General features: G+C 71.7%; 12 protein-coding genes. 10 read left to right on the top strand and 2 right to left on the bottom strand.

Annotated features, from left to right (window positions below; translation table 11 throughout):
• The first annotated feature begins 18 nt into the window (after nt 1-18).
• A complete protein-coding gene (locus BA175_RS25770) occupies nt 19-1,926 on the top strand; it encodes a rhamnogalacturonan lyase (protein ID WP_069173912.1) in 1,908 nt (635 codons plus the stop codon).
• 126 nt (nt 1,927-2,052) lie between these two features.
• On the opposite strand, the gene BA175_RS25765 is transcribed toward BA175_RS25770, so the two are convergent.
• Nucleotides 2,053-2,784: a VOC family protein gene (locus BA175_RS25765; protein ID WP_079159839.1), complete on the bottom strand. Its 732-nt coding sequence runs from the start codon at nt 2,782-2,784 to the stop codon at nt 2,053-2,055.
• 242 nt (nt 2,785-3,026) lie between these two features.
• Between BA175_RS25765 and BA175_RS25760 the strand changes: the two genes are divergently transcribed.
• The 9 genes from BA175_RS25760 to BA175_RS25720 all read left to right on the top strand — a co-directional run bounded on the left by BA175_RS25760 (nt 3,027) and on the right by BA175_RS25720 (nt 17,628).
• Nucleotides 3,027-5,474: a GH92 family glycosyl hydrolase gene (locus BA175_RS25760; RefSeq protein ID WP_069173910.1), complete on the top strand. Its 2,448-nt coding sequence runs from the start codon at nt 3,027-3,029 to the stop codon at nt 5,472-5,474.
• A gap of 172 nt (nt 5,475-5,646) precedes the next feature.
• Nucleotides 5,647-8,973, top strand: a complete 3,327-nt coding sequence (locus BA175_RS25755; protein ID WP_069173909.1) for a LamG-like jellyroll fold domain-containing protein — start codon at nt 5,647-5,649, stop codon at nt 8,971-8,973.
• Between the two features lie 153 nt (nt 8,974-9,126).
• The gene (locus BA175_RS25750) at nt 9,127-9,966 is read left to right on the top strand and encodes a phytanoyl-CoA dioxygenase family protein (RefSeq protein WP_069173908.1); all 840 of its coding nucleotides are present in this window, start codon (nt 9,127-9,129) and stop codon (nt 9,964-9,966) included.
• A gap of 648 nt (nt 9,967-10,614) precedes the next feature.
• Nucleotides 10,615-11,700, top strand: a complete 1,086-nt coding sequence (locus tag BA175_RS25745) for an ABC transporter substrate-binding protein (RefSeq protein ID WP_069173907.1) — start codon at nt 10,615-10,617, stop codon at nt 11,698-11,700.
• A 99-nt stretch (nt 11,701-11,799) separates the two neighbouring features.
• On the top strand, nt 11,800-13,407 hold the full coding sequence (locus BA175_RS25740; RefSeq protein WP_069173906.1) for a sugar ABC transporter ATP-binding protein: 1,608 nt from the start codon (nt 11,800-11,802) through the stop codon (nt 13,405-13,407).
• Entirely contained in the window at nt 13,404-14,402 is a 999-nt protein-coding gene (locus tag BA175_RS25735) for an ABC transporter permease (protein ID WP_069173905.1), read from the top strand. The genes BA175_RS25740 and BA175_RS25735 overlap by 4 nt, the downstream gene beginning before the upstream one ends.
• Nucleotides 14,399-15,448 (top strand): ABC transporter permease, encoded by a 1,050-nt coding sequence (locus BA175_RS25730; RefSeq protein ID WP_069173904.1) that lies wholly within the window; start codon nt 14,399-14,401, stop codon nt 15,446-15,448. The genes BA175_RS25735 and BA175_RS25730 overlap by 4 nt, the downstream gene beginning before the upstream one ends.
• Before the next feature lie 66 nt (nt 15,449-15,514).
• On the top strand, nt 15,515-16,552 hold the full coding sequence (locus BA175_RS25725; protein ID WP_069173903.1) for a LacI family DNA-binding transcriptional regulator: 1,038 nt from the start codon (nt 15,515-15,517) through the stop codon (nt 16,550-16,552).
• Nucleotides 16,552-17,628: an aldose epimerase family protein gene (locus BA175_RS25720; RefSeq protein ID WP_069173902.1), complete on the top strand. Its 1,077-nt coding sequence runs from the start codon at nt 16,552-16,554 to the stop codon at nt 17,626-17,628. The genes BA175_RS25725 and BA175_RS25720 overlap by 1 nt, the downstream gene beginning before the upstream one ends.
• A 151-nt stretch (nt 17,629-17,779) precedes the next feature.
• Here the strand turns inward: BA175_RS25720 and BA175_RS25715 are convergent, their stop codons facing one another.
• On the bottom strand, nt 17,780-18,382 hold the full coding sequence (locus tag BA175_RS25715; protein ID WP_079159809.1) for a YdeI/OmpD-associated family protein: 603 nt from the start codon (nt 18,380-18,382) through the stop codon (nt 17,780-17,782).
• Nucleotides 18,383-18,544 lie beyond the last annotated feature (162 nt).

Below are 18,544 nucleotides of genomic sequence, written 5' to 3'. Positions count from 1 at the left end.
CCCGAGAAGGTGCCTTCCGTGGAGCTTCCGCACCCCCACAACCACCGCCACCCCGGACCACGTGTGCGCCGCCGCCGGACCGGCCGCCGCGCCCTGCTCGGCTCGCTGACGTCAGGGCTGCTCGCGGTCACCGGTCTCCTGGCCCTCGGGCCGGCCTCGCACGCCGCCACCGCCCGCCAGGCGGAGGCGCTCGACCGCGGAGTCGTCAGCGTGCACACCGACAGCGGCAACCTGGTCAGCTGGCGCTGGCTCGGGACCGACCCCGACGGCGTGTCCTTCAACGTCTACCGGGCCGGCACGAAGGTCAACGCCTCACCCGTCACCGCCTCGACGAACTACTTCCACCCCGGAGCCCCCGCCACCGCCGACTACACGGTACGGGCGGTGGTGAACGGCGTGGAGCAGAGCGACTCGGTGCACGCGATCCAGTTCCGGGCCGGGTACAAGGACGTGCCCGTCAGCCCGCCCGCAGGCGGTACGACCCCCGACGGTGTCGCCTACACCTACGAGGCGAACGACGCGTCCGTGGGCGACCTGGACGGCGACGGCGCCCTCGACTTCGTCCTCAAGTGGCAGCCGACCAACGCGAAGGACAACTCCCAGTCCGGCTACACCGGCAACACCGTCGTCGACGGCATCCGCCTCGACGGCACCCGGCTCTGGCGGATCGACCTCGGCCGCAACATCCGCTCCGGAGCGCACTACACCCAGTTCCAGGTGTACGACTACGACGGCGACGGCCGGGCCGAGATCGCCATGAAGACCGCCGACGGCACTGTGGACGGGACGGGCAGGGCCATCGGCAGTTCCTCCGCCGACCACCGCAACTCCGCCGGCTACATCCTGTCCGGGCCGGAGTACCTGACGATGTTCGACGGCCGCACCGGTGCGGCGATGGGCACCGTCGACTACGTCCCGGCGCGCGGTACGGTCTCCTCGTGGGGCGACTCGTACGGCAACCGCGTCGACCGCTTCCTGGCCGGTACGGCCTACCTCGACGGCGCCAGGCCCTCATTGATCACGGCGCGCGGCTACTACACCCGCAGCGTCATCGCCGCCTGGGACTGGCGCAACGGTGCCTTCACCCGGCGGTGGACGTTCGACACCACCAGCTCCACCAACTCCGGCAAGGGATACGACGGCCAGGGCAACCACCAGCTCTCCATCGCCGACGTCGACGCCGACGGCAGGGACGAGATCGTGTACGGCGCCATGGCCGTGGACGACAACGGCTCGGGACTCTGGACGACGAGGAACGGGCACGGGGACGCCATGCACGTCGGTGACCTCGACCCCTCCCGGGCGGGTCTGGAGGAGTTCAAGGTCGACGAGGACGGTGCGAAGCCCTCCTCCTGGATGGCGGACGCCCGGACCGGCGCGATCCTGTGGTCCACCCCCGCCACGGGTGACAACGGCCGCGGGGTGTCCGCGGACATCTGGGCGGGCAGCCCCGGAGCCGAGTCCTGGTCCTCCGCCGTCTCCGGAGTGCGCGGACCGCAGGGCGCCGTCGTCTCCGGCCGGAAGCCCTCCAGCGCGAACTTCCTGGCCTGGTGGGACGGTGACACGACGCGCGAACTCCTCGACGGCACCCACATCGACAAGTACGGCACCTCCGGGGACACCCGTCAGCTGACCGGCGCCTCGGTCCACTCCAACAACGGCACCAAGGCCACCCCGTCGCTCTCCGGCGACCTCTTCGGCGACTGGCGCGAGGAGGTCGTCTGGCCGACCACGGACAACACCGCGCTGCGGATCTACTCCACGCCGTACGAGACCGGCACGAGGATCACCACGCTGCTCCACGACACCATGTACCGGACGGCGCTGGCGTGGCAGAACACGGCGTACAACCAGCCTCCGCACCCCGGGTTCGCCCTCGGCAGCGGTATGCCGACCGCGCCCCGGCCGAGCATCACGACGCCGTAGGGCGCGTCCCGGAAGTCCTGCCGCCCGGCGACACCGGGACCCGGCCGGACCCCGCGCGGACCCCGCGCGGACCGCCGGAGGTGCCCGAAAGGGCGGCGGCGGTCCCGCCGGAGGCACGCCCAGCCCTTACTCGCCCGTGAGCGGGTCACGCCCCGTCAGGCAGTAGAGGCCGCCCGCCGGGTCCCGCATGACCGTCCATCCGTCACCGTGCCGGACGAACTCGGCGCCGTACCGTTCGTGCCGGGCCTGCCCGGCTTCCAGGTCGGAGCACGCCACGTCCAGGTGCCCGGAGGCGGGGCGGGGCTCCTCCAGCCGCTGGACCAGCAGGTGCACGGGCAGATCCAGCCGCGGGCGCAGGACATGGAACTCCGTGTGGTCACCCGGCCGTGAGTCCCAGCCGGTCAGCGCCGTCCAGAAGGCCACCTCGGTCGCGAACGCGTCCGGAGCCACGTCCAGGCAGAGCTGGTCCGCCCGGCTCCGGAACCCTCCGGGGCCGGGGACGACGGGCGGCCGGGTCCGCTGACCGCGCCAGGGCACCAGGCAGAAGGGCATGCCGCCGGGGGAGCGCAGCACGATCAGTCCCGGCTTCCGGGACTCGACCACCGCGCCCAGCCCGCACGCCTGCGCGGTGGAGGCCGCCAGATCCTCCACGGCCAGGTCCGGGTGCGCGCCACCCGCCCCGCCCACGGCCTGCATGGCGAGGCAGGCGTCGGCCCCGTCCGGGAGCAGGGTGGTGAACTCGCCCCGCTCGCCCCACGGGCCGGAGGCGTCGGTGCCGGTGACCTCCGTCCAGAAGGCGGTCGCACGGGCGGCGACGGCGGCAGGCCGGTCGATGAAGGCGTACGTCCAGCGGATCACGTGGCTCCTCTGCGGATTCTCGGGGCGGACGACGGCCTCCATGCTCCCAGGAAGGCTTCCCGGCGCTCCCCGGAGGGCTTCCTGGGGCGCCCGTTCACCACTCGTTCACCGCCGGCCTTCGTCCGCGGCATTCCCCCGCACGCTGCCGGCACCTACGCTCGGCCCCGTAGCGATCACCACCCGGCGGAACGGTCCGCCCGGTGCTGACAACGTTGTCCGCAACCGTCGGAGGTACCCGAGACATGCCGTCCAGACCGTCCCGCGCGGCCCGGCGCCTCGCCGCGCGCGCCGCCGCGCTCCTGCTCACCGGTGCGCTCGCCGGCGCCGTCGTACCACCGGCGGCCCAGGCCGGCACGCCCGGCGAGGCCGTCACGCGCCCCACCGCCTACGTCGACCCGCTGATCGGCACGGCGAACGGCGGCAACACCTATCCGGGCGCGGTCCGCCCGTACGGCATGATCGCCTGGTCGCCGACCAGTACCACAGGTGACCAGACCAGTACCGGAGCGGCCAACGGCTACGAGTACGGGGTCACCCGGATGCGGGGGCTGAGCCTCACCCACGTCAACGGCGCCGGTTGCAACCCGGGGGCCGCGGGGGACGTGCCGATCATGCCGTTCGCCGGCGACGTGACCTCCTCCCCGTCGGCCGACACCAAGGACGCCGTCTACGCGTCCGGCTTCTCGCACGCCGACGAGCGTGCCGTACCCGGCCGTTACACGGTCGGACTGGACTCCGGCGTCACCGCCGACCTGGCGGTGAGCGAGCGCGCGGGTGTGGCCGACTTCGGCTTCCCGGCCGGCAAGCCCGCCAACCTGCTCTTCCGGGTGTCCAACTCCCTCAACGGCAGCGAGGACGCCGCGATAGAGATCGACACCGCACACCGCAAGGTGACGGGCTCGGTGCTCACGGGCGCCTTCTGCGGCCGGCGCGCCAACGGCGGTACCAACAACCGCAAGAGCTACTACCGCCTCTACTTCAGCGCCTCCTTCGACCGTGACTTCGCCTCGACCGGCACCTGGCGCGACGGCACGATCGCGCCGGGGGCGACCACGGGCGGCGGAGGCGAGGGGTACGCCACCGGCGCCGCCCGCGCCGGGAAGGGCTCCGGCGGCTGGGTCGGCTTCGACACCAGCACCGACACCGACGTCCGCATGCGCATCGGCATCTCCTACGTGAGCCAGGAGGGGGCCGAGGCGAACCTCCGCCAGGAGATCGCGCCCCGGGCGAGCGTGGACGACGTGGCCCGGGCCGCCTCCCGCGCCTGGGACCGTGAGCTCGGCGCCGTACGGATCGGCGGCGGGAGCCAGGACCGGCGCACCACCTTCTACACCGCGCTGTACCACGCCCTGATGCAGCCGAACCTGATCAGCGACACCGACGGCCGCTATCCGGGCATGGACGGCGCGGCGCACCGCGTGGAGCGGGGGCAGAAGGCCCAGTACAGCAACTTCTCCGGCTGGGACCAGTACCGGGCCCAGATCCAGCTCCTCGCCCTGCTCAAGCCCCGCGTCGCGGGGGACTTCGCGCAGTCGCTGTACAACTTCGCCCGGCAGAACGGCGGCGTCTGGGACCGGTGGGTGCACGTCAACGGCGCCACGCACGTGATGACGGGTGACCCCTCGGCGGCCACCCTCGCCACGTTCTACGCGATGGGTGTGCGCAACTTCGACTACGAGGGGGCCTTCCGGTCCCTGGCCCGCCAGGCCACGGTGCCCCACCCGGACGGGCTGGTGGACGCCGGATGCCCCGGCCAGTGCACCGGGCAGCGGCCTAACCTGGCACAGTACCTGGAGTCCCACTACGCGACCCAGGACGCCTGCCACTGCTGGGGAGGCGCGGCCGAGACCCTGGAGGACGCGGTCGCCGACGACGCCCTCGGACGCTGGGCCCGCCTGCTCGGCAAGGACGAGGAGGCCAAGACCTTCGAGGAGCGCGGACGCTGGTGGCGGAACGTCTTCAACCCGCAGGCGGGCGACGGGGCGGGGACGACCGGCTACATCCAGGCCCGCAACCTCGACGGTTCCTGGCTGACCCCGTTCGCGCCGGGCAGCGACCGCGGATTCGCCCAGGGCACCAGCGCCACGTACACCTGGATGGTGCCGCAGGACGTGCAGGGGCTCGCCGAGGCCATGGGGGGACGGGACATCGCGGCGAAGCGGCTCGACGCCTTCTTCCACAAGGCGGACGGCTCCTGGTCGGTCAAGGGCGGAGACGCCCTGCGCTACGACCCGACCAACGAGCCGGGCATCCACGCCCCGTGGCTCTACAACGCGCTGGGGCAGCCCTGGAAGACCCAGGAGACCGTCCGCGAGATCGTGGACACGGTGTACGGGACCGGGCCGCGCGGCCTGCCCGGAAACGACGACCTGGGCACCATGTCGGCCTGGTACGTCTTCTCGGCCCTGGGCCTCTACCCGCGCACGCCCGGCAGCGCGACCATGCTGCTCGGTACGCCGCTCTTCCCGTCCGCCGTGCTGGACCGGCCGCAGGGCAGGGACATCACGATCAGCGCCCCGCAGGCCGATGACACACATCCGTACATCGACGCGGTGAAGGTCGACGGGCGGACGAGCGGCCGGTCCTGGACGGACGACCGGCTGGTCACCCGGGGAGGGTCGCTCACCTACCGGCTCGCCGACCGGCCGAACACCTCCTGGGCCGTACGACCTGCGGATCTTCCGCAGTAGGACATCGACGGGCCGTGACCCGGGGCCCGGCGGACGGTACGGCACCGTTCGCCGGCTCCGGCGGGCCCGGCGGGGCGGGCGGGCACGGTCTCGTTTTTCTATCGTTGAAAAATCTGCGTGCACAACCGTTGTCAGGTGTTCGGTGCTGTGGCTCAATGTTCGACTATGTGCAGTGCTCCGCAGTGCGGGGCACTTCGGCTTCTTCGACGAGGACGACGCCTTGAGACGACAACCAGCCCGCCCCCGCACGCTCTTCAGATCACTCGCCTGTACGGCGGCACTGCTGCTCCCCCTGGGGGCCGTCCTGGTGCCGGCCGCCACCGCGGCCCCCGCCGCGGGCGCCGCCTCCGCCCCGGCGTTCGCGTCGGAGGCCCCCTCCACCGAGGTGCACGGACTCAAGGGCGAGTACTTCGCCATGTCCGCCCCGGGCGCCCGGGACTTCGCCGAGCTCGGCGCCGTGGCGCTCGACCCGGACATCAACTTCCCCGGCCTGACCGGCGCCTTCGAATCGGCGACCGGGAGGACCGAGCACACCACCGCCCGCTGGACGGGCCAGATCGCGGCCCCCGAGACCGGCGACTACACCTTCAGCGCGATCGGTGACAACGGCTTCCGGCTCTTCATCGACGACAAGCCCGTGATCGACCACTGGGTGCCGGACTGGGACAAGGAGCAGACCAGCACCCCGGTCGCCCTGAAGGGCGGTGAGCAGCACTCCTTCCGGCTGGAGATGTTCCAGGACACCGGCGGGGCCAACATGTTCCTGCGCTGGTCGAGCCCGAAGCTCACCAAGCAGATCGTCCCCGAGTCCGCGTTCACCCCGCCCGCCGACTTCGAGGTCTACCCGATCGGGCTCGGCGTCGCCGAGGACGGACTGAAGCTGCAGGCGACCTTCGACCACGAGGTCAGCGGCATCGAGGACGTGAAGAACCACCTCAGGATCGAGGCGGACACCACGCCGATGCCCGTGAAGTCCGTCGCCAGGGCGTCGGACGACCCCCACGCGCTCATCGTCACCCTGGGCGCGGCCGTCCAGAAGAACCAGCAGGTCACGTTCGTCTACGACGGCGAGGGCGGGCTGAAGGCCGGCGACGAGACCGTCCCGGCGATCAGCCGCAGGGCGAAGAACCACTCCACGCACCGCCTGCTCACCCCGTGGGGCGAGAAGCTGGACGCGAAGAACCCCCTGCCCGAATACCCCCGTCCGCAGCAGGTGCGCGACGACTGGAAGAACCTCAACGGCCCCTGGGAGTTCGCCGGAGCCGCCGCCGGGGAGAAGCCGGTCTTCGGCAAGCCGCTCGGCGAGCGCATCACCGTGCCCTTCCCCGCCGAATCCCAGCTCTCCGGGATCGAGCGCCACGAGGACCACATGTTCTACCGCAAGCTGGTCACCGTGCCCAAGAGCTGGTCGGTCGGCAAGCGGGGCGGTGACGACCGCCTGAAGCTCAACTTCGGCGCCGTCGACTACCAGGCGCGGGTCTGGGTCAACGGCAAGCCGGTCGCCGAACACACCGGTGGCTACACCGCCTTCAGCGCCGACATCACCGACGCGCTCAAGGGCAGCGGCCCCCAGGAGATCGTGGTCGCGGTGACCGACACCACCGGGGCCGACCAGCCCACGGGCAAGCAGTCCGCCAACCCGAGCGGCATCTTCTACACCGCCACCTCGGGCATCTGGCAGACCGTCTGGATGGAGCCGGTCGCGCCCGCCGCCGTCGACTCCCTCACCACCACGCCCGACATCGACAAGGGCAGGCTCGCCCTGACGGTCAACTCCGAGGACGCCTCGTCGTCGGCGCGGATCACCGCGGTCGCCCGTGACAGGAAGGGGAAGGTCGTCGGCAGGGTCAGCGGACCGGCCAACCGCGAGCTGAGCCTCCCGGTCGCCGAACAGCACCTGTGGACCCCGGACGACCCGTACCTGTACGACCTGGAGGTCACCCTCAAGGACGGCCGCTCCCGGGACACCGTGGACAGCTACTTCGGCATGCGCTCCTTCGGGGTCGCCGAAGTCGGCGGCTACCAGAAGCTGGTGCTCAACGGAAAGCCGTTCTTCTCCCTCGCCATGCTCGACCAGGGCTTCTACCCCGACGGCCTGAACACGGCGCCCAGCGACGCGGCCCTCGTCTTCGACCTGAAGGCGCAGAAGGACCTCGGCTTCAACTCCGTACGCAAGCACATCAAGGTCGAGCCGGCACGCTGGTACTACCACGCCGACCAGCTCGGGCTGCTGGTCTGGCAGGACTTCGTCTCGGGCGACATCACCGGCGAGAAGGGGCAGAAGGCCTTCCTCGGCCAGGGCGCCGAGATGATGGAGCAGCTTCACAACTACCCCTCCATCGGCGCCTGGATCGTCTTCAACGAGGGCTGGGGCGAGTGGGACCGCACCGAGACCGGAAAGATCACCGAGAAGGTCCAGGCCGCCGACCCCTCCCGGGTCGTCAACGCCCACAGCGGTGTCAACTGCTGCAACTCCAAGGGAGATTCCGGCAAGGGCGACATCATCGACCACCACGACTACAACAACACCGACCCGGCCTTCCCGGACGGGAACCGTGCCGCGATGGACGGTGAGCACGGCGGCTTCACCCTGCGGATGCCCGGACACATGTGGCCGGGTGCCCCCACCGCGATCTACAGCGGTGTCGCCGACAAGGACGCCCTGACCGCCAAGTACGTCGACAACACGCGGACGTACTACCTCGACGCGGCCCGGGCGGAGCTCTCCGGCTCCATCTACACCCAGGTGACCGACCTGGAGAACGAGCTCAACGGCCTCTGGACGTACGACCGCCGCGAGATCAAGGTCGACCCCGCCAAGGTGCGGCGGATCAACCAGGAGGTCATCGCGGCCGGTGCGGCGGCGGGCGAGCGGGACGAGCTCAAGGGCGGCGGCGCCTGGTCCCTCGACGAGAACAAGGGGACCAAGGCCGCCGACAGCGGCCCCAACCACAAGGACCTCACCCTCTCCGAGGGAACGTCCTGGACCCCGGGTGTCCGGGGATCGGCACTGAAGTTCGACGGTGCGGGCCAGTACGCCGAGACGGACGGCCCGGTCGTCGACACCACCGGTGACTACACCGTGTCCGCCTGGGCGTCCCTGGACGCCCTCCCGGGCAACTACGGCACGGTCGTCAGCCAGGACGGCCGCCGCCAGGAGAACCCGTTCTACCTCCAGTACGGGCAGGGCGCGTTCGCCTTCTCCACCCCGGGCGCGCACCGGGCCAGGCTCGAGGTGACGCCCGAACTGGGCCGGTGGTACCACCTCGTCGGGGTACGCAGCGGCGACCGGATCAAGCTGTACGTCGACGGGAAGCTCGCGGCCACGGCCGAGGCCGGTTCCGCCGACGTCAGCAGCGGCGCGCTCTCCGTGGGCCGTGCCAAGTGGTCCGGCGGCAACACCGACTTCTGGAACGGGTCCGTCGACCAGGTGCGCGTGTACGACAAGGCGCTCACCGACCAGGAGGTGGCCGCCCTCCACGACGGCGAACAGCCGTAGGGCCCTGCCCCGCAGGACCGCTTCCGGCAGCGCGCGCGATCACCGCGCTGCCGGGAGCGCAGGCCCGTCCGGGACGGGGTGGGCGGGAGCGCCCGCAGCGGGGCCGAGCCCCGCCCCCCGTCCCTCCGCCCTCCCATGCAAAGGACCACAGACATGCACGACCCGGCGACCGATTCCCTTCCCCCGGCCGACCGTGAGGCAGCGGTCCGGGACCTCTACGACGCCGGCATCACCGCGTGCCCCGGAGCGTTCGCACCGCAGTGGGCCGACCGGATGCGCGAGGACATCGACGCCGCCTTCGCCGAGGCGCGCGGACGCGAGGGCGGAGCGGTCGGCCGGGGGCCCCACAGGTACTACGTCGAGATTCACCCGGAACAGCTCCGGGGCTTCGTCGACCTCGTGGACCACCCCTGGGTGCGTGGGGTCTGCGAGGCGGTCCTGGGGCCCGACTACCGCATCGTCGAGCTCGGGTTCGACGTGCCGCTGGCCGGCGCCGTGAACCAGCCCTGGCACCGGGACTTCCCCATGCCCGACGCCACCCGCCGTGAACGCAGGCTCACCTCGCTCGCGTTCAACGTCACCGCCGTCGACACCCGCGAGGACATGGGACCCTTCGAGATCGCGCCCGGCACCCAGTGGGACGACGACACCCGCTTCGGCCACGCGATGTTCCCCCACCGCGAGGACTACCCCCGCTACGCCGCACTGGCCCTCCGCAAGTACCCCCAGCGAGGCGACATCTCGGCCCGCTCCGCCCTGACGATCCACCGGGGCACGGCCAACCACTCGCCCGACGCCCGGCCCGTCCTGGTGCTGGGCGTCGACGCCCCGGGTGCGGGGAACGACGCGCAGCACGACATGGCGGTGACCCGCGCGTACTGGGCCGCGCTGCCCGGCCGGGTCCGGGCGCACCTGGCCTGTCCGGTCGTGGAGGAGCTCACCCCCATCGTGCAGAAGCACACGATCGAGGGACTGGTCATGGGCGATGCCTGACGGAGCCGGGGTCCGCGAACGGCCGGACCCCGGCACGCACCTCACGGCGCCCAGGGGTCCCCACCGCCCACGCCCGTGTCCCGGGTGAAGGGTGCGCGGTGTACCCCGCGTGCCCGCCGCCGGGGTGGCCGGCCGGCCCCGGTGCCGGGTCGACCGGCCGCCTGCGCCCCGGTCGGCCGCATCCCGTCGATGCCGGCGATCGTGCGCCTGGGGGCGGCCGCACCGGGTGGCGGCCCGCCCCCGAGTGCCCGGTCGTCGTCCGCCTCCCGGCGGGCCCGGTCGTAGCGTCCTCACCCCGTCGTTGCGGGCCGGCCCCACGACCACCGTCGGCGCGCCGCGCGGTGGGGGCGCCGGCGGGCGCCGTAACGGCCGACGGCGGACGCACCACGCTGCGCTGCGCGTGGCCGGGCGACACGTTTTGGAAACGCAACGACAACTCTCTTGCCGCCCCTGCCACCCCGCCTATATAACGTTGTAAACCGAGCCGCCGAGAGGCCGCACAGGCTCTTACGACCACCGTTCTCCCAGCTCGTAGCGGGGTCGTGAGGATTGCAGTGCCATCTGCCGCCGAGCGGCCGATGATCGTCCAGCCACGCCCGACCGCGCGCCGAACGGCGTGCCGTCATCCCGCCAAGGAGCGTCCCGCGCATGATGACCCAGCGTCGATCCCGTACCCTCGCCGCGGCTTGCCTGCTCGCCGCGACCGCCACGCTGGCCGCCGCCGGCTGCTCGAAGTCGGAGACCACGAACAGCGCGGGTGGTGACAGCAGCCAGGGCGCCCAGGCGGCCAAGACCCCCGAGTCCGGCTCCGGTCCCGGCTGTTCGCTGCAGACCTACGGCGCGCCGAAGCTCGACCTGAAGAACGCGGTGGTCGGCTTCTCGCAGTCGGAGAAGGAGGCCAACCCGTTCCGGATCGCCGAGACCCAGTCCATCAAGGACGAGGCGAAGAAGGTCGGCGTGAAAAAGCTCCTCACCACCAACGCGCAGTCGCAGCTGTCCAAGCAGATCAGCGACATCCAGGACATGCTCTCCCAGGGCGCGCAGTTCCTCATCATCGCGCCGCTCAACTCCGACGGGCTCGAACCGGCGCTCAAGGCCGCCGCGGCGAAGAAGGTGCCCGTCCTCACCATCGACCGCAAGGTCAACTCCACGGCGTGCAAGGACTACGTGGCCTTCCTCGGCTCCGACTTCGTCGAGCAGGGCAAGCGCGCCGCCGACGCGATGATCAAGGCCACCGGCGGCAAGGGGAAGGTCGCCATCCTCCTCGGCGCTTCCGGGAACAACGTGACCACCGACCGCACCAAGGGCTTCGTCGACCGGATCAAGGCCGAGGCCCCCGGCATCGAGATCGTCGCCCAGCAGACCGGCGAGTTCGCCCGTGACAAGGGCCAGCAGGTCATGGAGCAGCTCATCCAGTCCAAGCCGGACATCACCGCCGTCTACGCGGAGAACGACGAGATGGGTCTCGGCGCGGTGACCGCGCTGAAGGCGGCCGGCAAGAAGCCCGGCAAGGACGTCAAGATCGTCTCGGTCGACGGCACCCGCAACGCCGTCCAGGCCCTGGTCAACGGCGAGTACAACGCCGTCATCGAGTCCAACCCGCGCTTCGGCCCGCTCGCCTTCGCGACCGCCCAGAAGTTCTACGGCGGCGAGGAGATCCCCGAGAACGTCATCATCACCGACCGCGCCTACGACGAGACCAACGCCAAGGAATCGCTCGGCGGGGCGTACTGACCCCCTCCGGTCCCCGAAGGCCCCGGCCGCCGCGGCGCAGACCACGCCACGGCGGCCCCCGGCCCCCACCCTTGGAACAGCGGAAGGCCAGGACCACCCATGGCACCACCCGAAGCAGTACCCCAGGCGCCGGAGCGGGTCGCGCACGCCGCCCCCGCCGTGCTCGAAGCCCGCTCGGTGAGCAAACGGTTCCCCGGGGTCGTCGCCCTCGACGACGTCTCCTTCTCCCTGCGCGCCGGGGAGACCCACGCGCTGGTGGGCGAGAACGGCGCGGGCAAGTCCACCCTCATCAAGGTACTGACCGGGGTGTACCGGCCCGACGGCGGCGAACTGCGGCTGGCGGGCGCACCGGTCGGATTCGCCCGGCCGTCCGAGGCCCAGCAGTCCGGCATCTCCACGATCTACCAGGAGGTCAACCTCGTCCCCCTGATGAGCGTGGCGCGCAACATCTTCCTCGGCCGTGAACCACGCAACCGCTTCGGCCTGATCGACTTCCCGCGTATGCACCGCGAGACGAGCGGCCTGCTCGACGGATTCGGGGTACGGGTCGACCCCCGCCGCCCGCTGCACACCCTGGGCATCGGCACCCAGCAGATGGTCGCCCTGGCCCGGGCCGTCTCGGTCGACGCCCAGGTCGTCATCATGGACGAACCCACCTCCTCGCTCGAACCGCGTGAGGTGGAGACCCTCTTCCGCGTCATCGAGGAGCTGCGCGGCCAGGGGATCGCCGTGCTCTACGTCAGCCACCGCATGGACGAGCTCTACCGGATCTGCGACCGCGTCACCGTGCTGCGCGACGGCCGCCACATCCACACCGGCGACCTCGCCGGCCTCGACCGGATGCAGCTCGTGTCGATGATGCTCGGCCGCGATGTGGCCGAGGTCCGCCGCGCCGGGGTCACCAACTTCGCCGCCGAGGGCCACGAGGCCGCCCGTACCCCGGTACTGACCGCCACGGGCCTGAACAGCCGCCTCCAGCTCCACGACATATCCCTGTCGCTGTACGGGGGCGAGGTGCTGGGGCTCGGCGGCCTCCTGGGCTCGGGCCGAAGCGAGACGGCGAAGGCCCTCTCCGGCGCCCTCCCGCTGGACTCGGGTGAACTCACCGTGGACGGAACCCCGTTGAAGCGGCTCACCCCGGCGGCCGCCATCCGGGCCGGGATCAGTCTGCTGCCGGAGGACCGCAAGGCCGAGGGCATCGTGCCCGGCCTCTCGGTCCGCGAGAACATCGTGCTGGCCGCCATGCCGCGCCTGTCGCGGGCCGGTGTCGTCTCCCGCGCCAGGCAGGACCGGATCGTCGACATCTTCATGAAACGCCTGAGGATCAAGGCGTCGAGCCCCGAGCAGAAGGTGGGCGAACTCTCCGGCGGAAACCAGCAGAAGGTCCTCCTGGCCCGATGGCTCTGCCTGGAACCCAAGGTCCTGCTGCTCGACGAACCCACCCGCGGGATCGACGTCGGGGCCAAGGCCGAGGTCCAGAGCCTCATCGACGACCTCGCCCGCGAGGGGCTGGCCGTCCTGCTCATCTCCTCCGACATCGAGGAGCTCATCGAGGGCGCCGACCGGATCGTCGTCCTGCGGGGCGGAGCCGTCGCCGGTGAGCTGGCGGGCGAGGACGTGGCCGAGGACCGGCTGCTCGAAGTGCTCGCCGACCACGCACCGGCACCGGGGGACAAGGCCCCGGCCGCTGAGGAGGACCACCGATGACCCCGACCGCCGCACCCGCGCCCACGAAGTCCGCACGGCCCGGCCGGCCCACACCCTCCCTGGCCCGGCTGCGCGACCCCGCCTGGTACCAGGAGTACGGCGTGTACGGCGCCGTGGCGGTGGTGCTGCTCTTCAACGCGGTGTTCACCGACCACTTCATGACCGCGGACAACTTCCGCACCCAGCTCGTCCAGGTCGCCCCCATCGTCATCGTCGCCCTGGGCATGGCCCTGGTCATCGGCACCGAGGGCGTCGACCTGTCCGTCGGCTCGACCATGGCCCTCGCCGCCGCCTTCCTGCCGCTCTACCTCGGCTACGGGCTCGTGCCCGCGCTCGTCGTCTCGCTCCTGGCGGGCGCGGTCGTCGGTGCCGTCAACGGCAGCCTGGTCTCCCTCGTCGGCCTGCAGCCCATCGTGGCCACGCTCGCCCTCTTCGTCGGCGGCCGCGGACTCGCCCTCGTCATGGCGGACGGTCAGCTCAAGCAGATCGTCAACCCCGACCTGCTGTCGCTGGGAACCGGCTCCTTCCTCGGCATCCCGCCGGTCGTCCTGATCGCCGGAATCCTCGCCGTCGCCGTGGCCTTCCTGGTCCGGCGCACGACCTTCGGCCGGCAGATCGTCGCCGTCGGCGGCAACCGCTCCGCCGCCGCCCTCGCCGGCCTTCCCGTCAAGCGGGTCCTCATCGGCGTGTACGTGATCTGCGGCGTCCTCGCCGCCCTCGCCGGCATCCTCGCCACGGCCCGGCTCACCGCGAGCGACCCGTCCTCGCTGGGCACCCTCATGGAACTCTCCGCCATCACGGCCGTCGTGGTCGGCGGCACGCCCCTGAACGGCGGTTCCGTCCGGGTGCTGGGCACCGTGGCAGGCGCCCTCCTGATGCAGCTCCTGCGCGCCACGCTCGTCAAGCACGACCTGCCCGACTCCACCGCACAGATCGCCCAGGCGGCCATCATCATCGCCGCCGTCTACGTCGCCCGGGAGCGTCGGTCCCGATGAACCACACCCCACCCGTATCCACCGCCACGGCCCCCGCCCCCGCGCCGCGGAAGCCGGCCGAGGCCCACCCCGTGCCCGGCACCGGGCCGACAGGCCGGCAGCGCGCCGCCGAACTCCTCCAGCGGCAGGGCGTCCTCGTGGTCCTGCTCACCGTGGTGATCGCCGCCTCCTTCATCTACCCGAGCTTCGCCTCCTTGGACAACGCCCGCGGCATCACCATCCAGGCCTCCTTCCTCGCCGTCGTCGCGCTCGGCATGACGATGGTCATCATCACCGGCGGAATCGACCTGTCCGTCGGATCGGTCTTCGCCCTGGGCGGAGTCCTCGCAGCCTGGGCCTCGCAGTACGGATTCCTCGCCGCCCTGCTCCTCCCCCTCGCCGTGTGCGGCGCGATCGGCCTGCTCAACGGGCTCCTGATAGCCCGGGGGAACATGGCCCCCTTCATCGTCACCCTCGCCACCCTGCTGGGAGCCCGGGGCGTCCTGCTCGCCTTCACCGACGAGGGGGCCACCACTTACCTGGTGCCCAAGGACTCCGCCTTCGGTGACCTCGGCCAGGGCGCCGTCTGGGGATTCGGCCACCCGATCCTGATCGCCCTGGTCCTCTTCGGCGCCGGCGGACTCGTCCTGCAGCGCACCTCGTTCGGGCAGACGCTCTTCGCCGTCGGCGGCAGCAGCGACGCCGCCACCCTGATGGGCCTCCCCGTCGCGCGGACCAAGATCCTCGTCTACACGCTCAGCGGTCTGCTGGCCGGACTCGCCGGCGCGCTGAACGCGGCCAGACTGTCCTCCGGCGTCACCATCGTCGGCGTCGGCATGGAGCTCGACGCGATCTCCGCCGTCGTCATCGGCGGCACGCTGCTCATCGGCGGCGCGGGCTCGATCAGCGGCACGCTCTGGGGCGTCCTGCTCCTCGCCGTCATCCAGAACCTGATCAACCAGATCGGTTCGCTCAACTCCTCGTACCAGTCCGTGGTCAGCGGGGGTTTCCTTATCGTTGTCGTGGTGGCCCAGCGTTACCTGGCACGCAGTCGCAGAAGCACCTGACCGCGGACCAGCCGTGGACGAGCTGTATCCACCGATCCGAAGAGCCGAGTCGAGCCGAGGAGTGCCGTGGGCGTCAGCCTCAAGGACGTTGCGCAACGGGCGGGCGTGTCCATCAAGACCGTGTCGAACGTGGTGAACAACTATCAGCACGTCACACCCGGCATGCGCGCCAAGGTGCAGCAGGCGATCGACGAGCTCGGCTACCGGCCGAACCTCACCGCACGTCATCTGCGCAAGGGCCGCACCGGCATCATCGCCCTCGCCGTCCCCGAGTTCGGCAACCCGTACTTCGCGGAGCTCGCCGGGGCGGTGGTGGACGCGGCCGCCCGCCACGACTACACCGTCCTGGTCGACCACACGGCGGGGCTGCGGGAGAAGGAGCTCCTGGTCAGCCAGGGATTCCGGTCGCACGTCATCGACGGGCTCATCCTCAGCCCCATCCACCTGGAGACCGAGGACCTCATGGCACGCACCGAGACGGCGCCGCTGGTCCTGCTCGGCGAGCGCGAGTACGAGGCACCGTACGACCACATCGCCATCGACAACGTGGCAGCGGCCCGCGACGCCGTGCGCCACCTTCTCGGCCTGGGCCATCGCCGGATCGCCTTCCTCGGATCGCGCACCGGCCGCGAACGTCAGCCCGCCCATCTGCGCCTGCGGGGCTGGCGCGAGGAACTCGCCGCCGCCGGGATCATCCCCGACGAGAAGCTCGTCGTGGTCACCGACGGCTACGGCCGCGAGGACGGTGCCGCCGGCATGGCGGCCCTCCTGGACCGGGGGGAGCGGCCCGACGCCGTGTTCGCCTACAACGACCTGATCGCCATCGGCGCCATGCGGACCATCACGGCGCGAGGGCTGCGCATCCCCGCCGACATCGCCGTCGTCGGCTTCGACGACATCGAGGAGAGCAGTTACGGCACCACCACGCTCACCACCATCGCCCCGGACAAGGAGGCCATCGCCCGCCTGGCCGTCGACAGCCTCGTCGAACGGCTCTCCGGCGCGCCGGTGGCCGAACCTCGCCGGCCACGCCCCGGCTACCGGCTCGTCGTGCGGGAGTCCACCGCGCCCCGGCCCGCCGCCGCTCTTCCCGAGGACCTCTGATGCCGCGCCCCACCGTGCACAGCACCCCGTTCGGCTCCGCCCACGGCACCCCCACCCATCTGTGGACCCTCGACTGCGGTACGGGGGTCACGGCCGGGATACTGACCTACGGCGCCTCCCTGCACCGTCTCACCGTGCCGGACACCACGGGCGCCTCCGCCTCGGTCGTCCGTTCGCTGGCCGCCGTCGACGACTACACGGCCGGGCACCCGTACTTCGGCGCCGTCGTCGGGCGGTACGCCAACCGCATCGCGCACGGCCGATTCACCCTCGACGGCACGACCCACCACGTCCCCGCCAACGACCGCGGCCACGCGCTGCACGGCGGCCCCCAGGGCTTCCACACCAAGGTGTGGGACGCGAGCGCGGACACCACCGGCGACACCGCGTCCCTGCGGCTCACCCTGCGCAGCCCCGACGGCGACATGGGCTTCCCCGGGACGCTCGACGCCACCGTCACGTACACCCTCGACGGGGCCGGCACCCTGGCCGTCGACTACGCGTCGGTCACCGACCGCCCCACCGTCGTCAGCCTCACCAACCACGCCTACTTCGACCTGGCCGGCCGGGACGACGTCCTCGGCCACCACCTGGAGGTCGACGCCGACACCTACCTGCCGGTGGACGCCGACGGCATCCCCCAGGGCCCTCCGGCCGAGGTCCGGGGCACCCCCTTCGACCTCACCGTGCCCCGCGTCCTGGCCGAACGGCTCGGCCACGACGACGGACAGCTGAGGGCCGCGGGTGGCTTCGACCACTGCTGGGTGCTGCGCGCCGGCGACGGCGGCCTGCGCCGCGCGGCACGCCTCATCGCCCCGGACGCCCGCCGCGTCATGGAGATATGGACCACCGAGCCCGGCCTCCAGGTCTACACCGCCAACCAGCTCGACGGGGAGTTCACCGACGCCACCGGCCGCCGTCACGAACGCCACGGCGCGATCTGCCTGGAGACCCAGCACCTGCCCGACTCGCCCAACCGGCCCGAGTTCCCCACCGCCGTCCTGCGCCCCGGCGACACCGCGCGCAGCCGCACGGAACTGCGCTTCCCGCATCTGACGTCCAGCGCGGCGCGGTGACCGGTGCCTCCGGCCCGCCCGCGTCACTTCGGACAGGTCCCGGCCTTCCGGGGTGGAGCGTCCGCTCGAGGAGCGTGGGGGACAGCGGGCGCACGTCGACCCTGCCGACCGAGCCCCGGCACTCCGGGTGCATCCGGAACGGGTACGCGGCTCAGCCCGGCTCGTCCTCCGCCGCCAGCTTCGCCATTGTCCGCGCGAGCCGGGCGGCCCTCCCTTCCGGCGTTCTGGCCCACAGGAGGTCGACGATGACGAGATATCTGTCCGTCCTGCCGAGCTGCTCGAAGCGACGTGCCGCGCGGGCGTCTGTGGCCAGCGCGGCGGCGAGGTCGCCGGGCACGGTGGCCTCCCTCTGCGAGGGGTACGCGGCCGCCCACCGCCCGTCCGTCTGCGCGGCCCGGACGTGGGCCAGGCCGGGCTCCCGCATGCGTCCGGCGGCCGTCAGTGCCTCGACCTTGCGGACGTTGACCTGTGACCACCGGCTTCCCCGGCGGCGCGGTGAGATCCGCTGGAGGTAATACGTCCCGTCGAGCGACTTGCGCTGCCCGTCGATCCAGCCGTAGCAGAGGACGACGTCGATGACCTCGGTCGCCGTGACCGACTCGACGCCGGAGCCCTTCTTCGCCATCTTCAGCCAGAGGTGCGGGCGCACCGCGTGGTGGTCCGCCAGCCACGACTCCAGGGCATCGGCACACGCGAAGGCCAGCGGTTCGAGGTCCGCTCCGTCCGCACGGCCGGATGTCGGTTCCACGGCCATGGCCGCACCGCCTTCTCCAGTTCGACCGGGTGAGAATCCGTACGCTAAGCGACTGACAGGACAGGGAGTGTCCTGAATACCGGTCAGCTTGGGGTCAGCGGCGGATCCGCACCTGACGCAGCGTTGCGCCGTCCGGCTGACGCGGCTCAGGCCCGCCCGGCA

Source organism: Streptomyces griseus (assembly GCF_001715295.1).
Taxonomy (GTDB): Bacteria; Actinomycetota; Actinomycetes; order Streptomycetales; family Streptomycetaceae; genus Streptomyces; species Streptomyces griseus_G.
Note: the sequence above shows the minus strand (reverse complement) of the source record. Positions and strands in the feature narration are given on the sequence as shown.